8 protein-coding genes are annotated in these 6,688 nt (G+C 69.3%); all 8 read left to right on the forward strand.

Features of this window, described 5'->3' with window-relative positions:
• Complete coding sequence (locus ACFHYO_RS13630; RefSeq protein ID WP_394321097.1) at positions 1 to 207, forward strand: DUF2783 domain-containing protein; 207 nt, start codon at positions 1 to 3, stop codon at positions 205 to 207.
• 11 nt (positions 208 to 218) lie between these two features.
• Positions 219 to 785 carry a VOC family protein gene (locus ACFHYO_RS13635; protein WP_036710958.1) on the forward strand — a complete coding sequence of 189 codons (567 nt, stop codon included), beginning with the start codon at positions 219 to 221 and terminating at the stop codon, positions 783 to 785.
• On the forward strand, positions 778 to 1,434 hold the full coding sequence (gene maiA / locus ACFHYO_RS13640) for a maleylacetoacetate isomerase (protein ID WP_394321099.1): 657 nt from the start codon (positions 778 to 780) through the stop codon (positions 1,432 to 1,434). The genes ACFHYO_RS13635 and maiA overlap by 8 nt, the downstream gene beginning before the upstream one ends.
• A 21-nt stretch (positions 1,435 to 1,455) precedes the next feature.
• A complete protein-coding gene (locus ACFHYO_RS13645; RefSeq protein WP_394321101.1) occupies positions 1,456 to 2,460 on the forward strand; it encodes a TRAP transporter substrate-binding protein in 1,005 nt (334 codons plus the stop codon).
• Positions 2,457 to 3,050, forward strand: coding sequence for a TRAP transporter small permease (locus tag ACFHYO_RS13650; RefSeq protein WP_081969062.1), 594 nt, complete (start codon positions 2,457 to 2,459; stop codon positions 3,048 to 3,050). The genes ACFHYO_RS13645 and ACFHYO_RS13650 overlap by 4 nt, the downstream gene beginning before the upstream one ends.
• Complete coding sequence (locus tag ACFHYO_RS13655) at positions 3,047 to 4,357, forward strand: TRAP transporter large permease (protein WP_394321102.1); 1,311 nt, start codon at positions 3,047 to 3,049, stop codon at positions 4,355 to 4,357. Before ACFHYO_RS13650 ends, ACFHYO_RS13655 begins: the two co-directional genes overlap by 4 nt.
• Positions 4,358 to 4,469: 112 nt before the next feature.
• The gene (locus ACFHYO_RS13660) at positions 4,470 to 5,915 is read left to right on the forward strand and encodes an aldehyde dehydrogenase (protein WP_394321103.1); all 1,446 of its coding nucleotides are present in this window, start codon (positions 4,470 to 4,472) and stop codon (positions 5,913 to 5,915) included.
• 283 nt (positions 5,916 to 6,198) lie between these two features.
• A complete protein-coding gene (locus ACFHYO_RS13665) occupies positions 6,199 to 6,492 on the forward strand; it encodes a hypothetical protein (RefSeq protein ID WP_394321105.1) in 294 nt (97 codons plus the stop codon).
• Positions 6,493 to 6,688: the final 196 nt, after the last annotated feature.

Below are 6,688 nucleotides of genomic sequence, written 5' to 3' on the forward strand. Positions count from 1 at the left end.
ATGCCCGCCCTCAACCTGTCGCGCAACCTGCCGGACGGCGACAACCTCTATGCCGATCTGCTCGCCGCCCACGAGGGGCTGACCAAAGCCCAGTCGGACGCGCTGAACGCCCGGCTGATCCTGATCCTCGCCAACCACATCGGTGACCCGCAGGTGCTGCGCCAGGCCCTCGCCGCCGCCGCCCTCAAACCGGAGCAGACGCCATGACCGCGCCCACGCTGAAGATCGAGCAGATCCACCACGTCGCCTATCGCTGCAAGGACGCGAAGGAGACCGTGGACTGGTACGTCAAGAACCTGAACATGGATTTCATCCTCGCCATTGCCGAGGACGAGGTGCCCTCGACCCACGAGCCCGACCCCTACATGCACCTGTTCCTCGATGCCGGGAACGGCAACGTGCTGGCGTTCTTCGAACTGCCCACCAAGCCCGAGATGGGGCGCGACCCGAACACCCCGAAATGGGTCCAGCACATCGCCTTCAAAGTCGCCGACCGCGAGACGCTGGTGGCCTTCAAGGAGCGGCTCGAGGCCCACGGCGTCGAGGTGCTGGGGGTGACGGATCACGCCATCTTCCACTCGATCTATTTCTTCGACCCGAACGGGCACCGGATCGAACTCGCCTGCCCCGACCCCGAGGAAGAGGCGATGCTCGCCCGCCTCGACGCGGTGAAGTGGGAGATGCTCGAGGAGTGGTCCCGGACCAAGCGCGCGCCGCGGCACGCCGACTGGCTGCACGCCAAAGAGCGGGGCAAGGACGTCAAGCCGACCGGCATCCATGCCTGACCGGCGCCCGATCCTCTACGACTACTGGCGCTCGTCGGCGGCCTATCGCGTCCGGCTGGCGCTGGCGCTCAAGGATATCGCCTATGACCGCGTGCCGGTCGATCTGGTCGCGGGCGAGCAGCGGGCGCCCGAACATCTGGCGCGGAACCCGCAGGGGGTGGTCCCGGCGCTGGCCATCGACGGGCTGATGCTGACCCAGTCGCTGGCGATGCTGGACTATCTCGACGAGACCCGCGCCGCTGTGCCGCTGCTGCCCCGCGACCCGGCGGGGCGGGCACGGGTGCGGGCCATCGCGCTGGCCATCGCCTGCGACATCCACCCGCTGTCGAACCTCGCCGTGCTCGCGCGCGTCGAGGCGATCTCGTCGCCCGAGGCGCGCGCCGCCTGGAACCGCGACAACATCAGCCGCGGGCTGGCGGCGGTCGAGAAGCTGCTCGACCATCCCGCGACCGGCCGCTTCTGCCACGGCGACGCGCCGGGCTACGCCGACTGCGTCCTGATCCCGCAGCTCTACAACGCCCGCCGGTGGGAGGTGCGCTTCGACCACCTGCCCCGCATCGCCGCCGTCTCGCAGGCCTGCGCCACCTTGGGCGTGATCGCCAGCGCCCACCCCGACAACTTCAAGCCCGCCTCAGCCAAAACCGCCTGACATTCTCTGGGAGGAGACCCGATGCAGACCCTCAACTACGCCGCCGCCGCCCTGATCCTCGCCGCCACCCCGCTGGCCGCGGAAGAGCTGATCATGTCCTCGTGGCTGCCGCCCAAGCACCCGATCGTGGTCAACGCGATGGAGCCGTGGGCCGCCGAGGTCGCCAAGGTGACCGACGGCCGCGTGACCGTGCGGATCATGGGCAAGCCGCTGGGCAGCCCGCCCGCGCATTTCGACATGGCCCGCGACGGCATCGCCGACATCACCTATGGGCTGCACTCGTTCACCGAGGACAACCGCTTCAACGGCGCGCGGCTGGGGCAGTTCAGCTTCCTGGGCGACGACGCGGTGAAGAACTCGGAAGCGTTCTGGACCATCTACCGCGACAAGCTGGGCGCCGAGGAGGAGCACGCGGGCACCCACCTGCTGGGGCTCTTCATGCATGGGCCGGGCCTTCTGCACAACAACAAGCGCAAGATCGAGAAGCCCGAGGACATGGCGGGGCTGAAGATCCGCGTGCCGGGCGGCTATGTCGGCGATCTGGTGTCGGCGCTCGGCGCCTCGCCGCTCTTCATGTCGTCGCCCGAGGTCTACGAGAAGCTGTCGCGCGGGGTGATCGACGGGGTGGCCTTCACCTATGAGGCGATGACCGCGTTCAACCTGACTGACCACATCAAGTACTCGATGACCGTGCCGGGCGGCATCTACAACACCACCTGGTTCCTCGTGATGCACGAGGCCAAGTGGAACGCGCTGTCGGAAGAGGACCGCAAGGCCATCGACGGCATCTCGGGGATGGCCTTCGCGGACCGCGTCGGCAAGGCCTGGAACGACGCCGATACCGCCGCGCGCGAGGTGGTGGGCGACAAGGTGGACTTCTACGAGGCCCCCGCCGCGGTCGTGGACGCGCTGCGCAAGGCGGCGACCGAGCTTGAGGCGAAATGGGCCGCGAGCCTGCCGCAGGGCCGCGACGGCGCCGCCGCGCTGGCCGAGTTCCGGCAGATGACCGGTGTCGCCCAGCAATGAGCGGCGGCCCTGAAAGCCGGGGGGGGCGGACGGCGCCCCCCGGCGTCACGCCCGACGACCACTGGTCGCACGGCGGTCACGGCCCCGCGGCGCTGAACCAGCCCGCGGACGTGCCCGACCACATCCCCGGGCGGGTGCCGCACCGGGACTCGCGCCCCTACCGGGCCCTCGCCGCGGCGGCGGGGGCGCTGATCCTCGCGCTGATCGCCGTCACCTGCATCGACGTCTTCGGGCGCTACCTCATGAACCGCCCCTTCGGCGGCGCCTATGAGCTGACCCAGATGCTGCTCGCGGCGCTGGTCTTTGCGGCGCTGCCGCTGACCTCGACCGATGGCGGCCACGTCGAGGTGGACCTCGCGCTGCACCTCTTCCCGCCGCCGGTGCAGCGCGGGATGGCGCGCCTTGCCGGCATCGTCTCGGCCGTCGCGCTTGCCTATTTCGCCTGGCGGCTCGCGCGCATCGGCATGGCGCAGCTGGCCGAGGGCACGCGCAGCGCCTCATTGGCGCTGCCGATGGCGCCGCTGGCCTTCCTCGGCGCGGCAAGCTGCGCCGTCTCTGCCGTCGTCATGGCCCTGAGGACCCCGGAATGACCATCTCGCTTATCGCCCTCGCCATCCTGCTTGCGATGGTGTTCGTCCGGGTGCCGATCGCCTTCGCCATGGCCATCGTGGGCGGCGTCGGCTTCGCCCTCATGCGCGGGTGGGAGCCGGCGGGCGCCATGGTCGGCAACGCCGTGTTCGAGACGGGGCTGAACTATTCGCTGTCGGTGGTGCCGCTGTTCATCTTCATGGGCAACGTGCTGGCCGGTTCGGGGATCGCGCAGGGGCTGTTCGCGGCGGCCGACCGCATCTTCGGGCGGATGCGGGGCGGGCTGGCGATGGCGACCGTGCTGTCCTGCGGCGGCTTCTCGGCGGTCTGCGGCTCGTCGCTGGCCACGGCGGCCACCATGTCCAAGGTCGCCATGCCCTCGATGCGCCGCTTCGGCTACGCCGACAGCCTGTCCACCGGCGCCATCGCGGCGGGCGGGACGCTGGGCATCCTGATCCCGCCCTCGGTGGTGATGATCATCTTCGGGCTCCTGACCGAGGCCGACATCGGCAAGCTGTTCCTCGCCGGGATCATCCCGGGGATCGTCGGCATCCTCGGCTATCTGGCGGCGGTGATGGTCGCGGTGCGGCTGAACCCGTCGCTCGCCCCCGAGGTCGGCGAGCCGCACCCGCTGACCCGCCGCGACCTGGTCAGCGTCGTGGCGGTGCTGGCGCTCTTCGCCTTCATCATGATCGGGATCTACGGCGGCTTCTTCACCCCGATCGAGGCCGCCGGCATGGGCGCCGCTGCGTCGCTGGTCATCGCCGCCCTGACGGGCGGCCTGTCGCGCGCGACCCTCTGGACGGCGCTGGTGGACAGCGCCACCGCCTCGGCCATGATCTTCGCGATCATCATCGGGGCCGAGATCTTCGGCAACTTCGTCACCTTCGCCGGGCTGCCCGACACGCTGTCGGACCTGGTCGAGCATCTCGGCCTCTCGCCGTGGATGGTGATGCTGGTGATCGTGGTGATCTACATGATCCTCGGCTGCTTTCTGGAAAGCCTGTCGATGATCCTGCTGACGGTGCCGGTGTTCTATCCGGTGATCTCGGGGCTCGACTTCGGCCTCGAAATCCTCGTGGACCCCGACGCGGTGCTGATCTGGTTCGGGATCATCGTCGTCGTGGTGACCGAGATCAGCCTGATCACCCCGCCGATCGGGATGAACGTGTTCGTGCTGCGCTCGGTCCTGCCGGACGTGCCGCTCAAGACGATCTTCCGGGGGGTCTACGTGTTCTGGGCGTCCGACATAATTCGGCTGGCGCTGATCGTCGCGGTGCCGTGGCTGTCGCTGGCGCTGCTGCGCTAGCGCCCCTCGGACCGGCCCGGCGCGAAGGCTCGGGCCGGTTTCCGGGCACGGATCGGGGTGTCGGGACGTTGGGCCATCATCGTCTCTCGAGACGACCGCGAAAGGACAGCGCATGACCCTCGATCTTCTCATCGGTGATACGACCCGCCCGGCCGAGGGCGGGCGCAGCTACGACCGCAAGAACCCCTTCGACGGCAGCGTGGCGACCACCGCGGCCGCCGCCTCGCCCGAGGACGCCCGCGCCGCGGTCGCCGCTGCCGCCGCGGCCTTCCCCGGCTGGGCCGCGACCCCGCCGGGCGAGCGGCGGGCGCTTCTGAACAAGGCGGCCGAGATCATGGACGCCAAGCGCGACGAGTTCATCGCGCTGATGACCGCCGAGACCGGGGCCACGGCGAACTGGGGCGGCTTCAACGCCAAGGTCGCCGCCGACGGCCTGCGCGAGGCCGCGGCGATGGTCACGATGGTCGCGGGCCGGATCATCCCGGCCAACAAGCCGGGGACCACGAGCATGGCCATGCTGCGCCCGCACGGCGTCTGCCTGGGGATCGCGCCGTGGAACGCGCCGGTGATCCTCGGGACGCGGGCGGTGGCGATGCCGCTCGCCTGCGGCAACACCGTGGTGCTGAAGGCGTCCGAGCAATGCCCTGCGACCCACCGGCTGATCGGCGAGGTCTTCGTCGAGGCGGGCTTCCCGCCGGGGGTGGTCAACGTCATCACCAACGACCCCGCGGACGCCGCCGAGATCGTCGAGACGCTGATCGCCGAACCTGCCGTGCGGCACGTCAACTTCACCGGCTCGACCAAGGTGGGGCGGATCATCGCCCGGCTGGCGGCCGAGCGGCTGATCCCGGTGCTGCTCGAACTCGGCGGCAAGGCGCCGCTGATCGTGCTGGACGACGCCGATCTGGACGGGGCGGTGAACGCCGCGATCTTTGGCGCCTTCATGAACCAGGGCCAGATCTGCATGTCGACCGAGCGCATCATCGTCGCCGACAGCATCGCCGATGCCTTCACCGAGAAGCTCGCCGCGCGCGCCAAGGCGCTGCCCGCCGGCGATCCGACCGGCGAGGTGGTGCTGGGCAGCCTCGTCTCGCCCGAGTCGGCCGAGAAGATGGAGGCGCTGATCGAGGATGCGCTCGCCGAGGGCGGCCGCAAGCTCGCCGGCGGCGGCCGCGACGGCGCGGTGGTCGAGGCGACGCTGATCGAGGGCGTGACGCCCGAGATGCGGCTTTACGGCGAGGAAAGCTTCGGCCCGGTCAAGCCGGTGATCCGCGCGAAGGACGACGACGACGCGGTGCGGATCGCCAACGACACGGAATACGGGCTGTCCTCGGCGGTGTTCTCGCGCGACGTGATGCGGGCGATGCGGGTGGCCGAACGGCTCGAGACGGGGATCTGCCACATCAACGGCCCGACGGTCGCGGACGAGCCGCAGATGCCGTTCGGCGGGATGAAGGCCTCGGGCTACGGCCGTTTCGGCGGCACCGAGGCGATCGCCGAGTTCACCATCACCCGCTGGGTGACGATCGAGGACCCGGGGCAGCATTACCCGTTCTGAGCTCAATGTGTCTGTCATTTCGTGGGGTGGAATGGGCGGTTTTTGAGAGCCCGTTTCACGACAATGGTTAGGCTACTAGCGCGAGGAGGCGCGTCAAAGCCGGTCTTCGACGTCACGGGTCGAGGTCACCACCCCGGCCAGAACCCGAGCGGGTTGAGGCGGCACGCGTCCGCAGCGTGAACGCCATCGCCATCGCCATGGACATGGACATGGGTGCCTCGCATCAGCCGGGCGCAGAAGATGGACACGCTATCGTCAATGGCCAACATCGCGGGCTACCGGCGTGATGTACGAGGAAGGCCGCTCATATGCGTTCCCTAGGTCGACGGCGCGCGCGAACCCGACCGCGGGCAGGCGCCAGTCGATCACCTGGCGATTCCGCACGCCGTCCCTCCGGTACGTCGCGCTGACCTCGCCGTATATGCATGACGGTGGCTTGCTGTTTCGAAGGGAGGTGATCGTCTTCTACGAAGGGGGAGGGTGTCCGCACTCCGGACAAGACCCGCCGATCGCGCCGCTGGCCCTGAGCTATGAGGAGAGGCACAATCTTGAGGAGTTCCTGCTGTCGCTGACGTGATCGAACGGCGAACGACTGTCAGGTAGGCGAGAGCCAGCCGCCCTTACAACTACTGGTAGAGGCGGGCACAGGCGCGGGCGGGCCGGTACAGGACGAGATCCGCTACCGTCCCGGGGAGAGACGCTCGTCCTCGAACGCGCACGCCGCCCCTTGGGGGCGGCGTTTTCGCGTGCGGAACCGTGTGGGGAGATATGGT

This window comes from Paracoccus panacisoli (genome assembly GCF_042435015.1).
In the GTDB taxonomy this organism is placed as follows: Bacteria; Pseudomonadota; Alphaproteobacteria; order Rhodobacterales; family Rhodobacteraceae; genus Paracoccus; species Paracoccus panacisoli.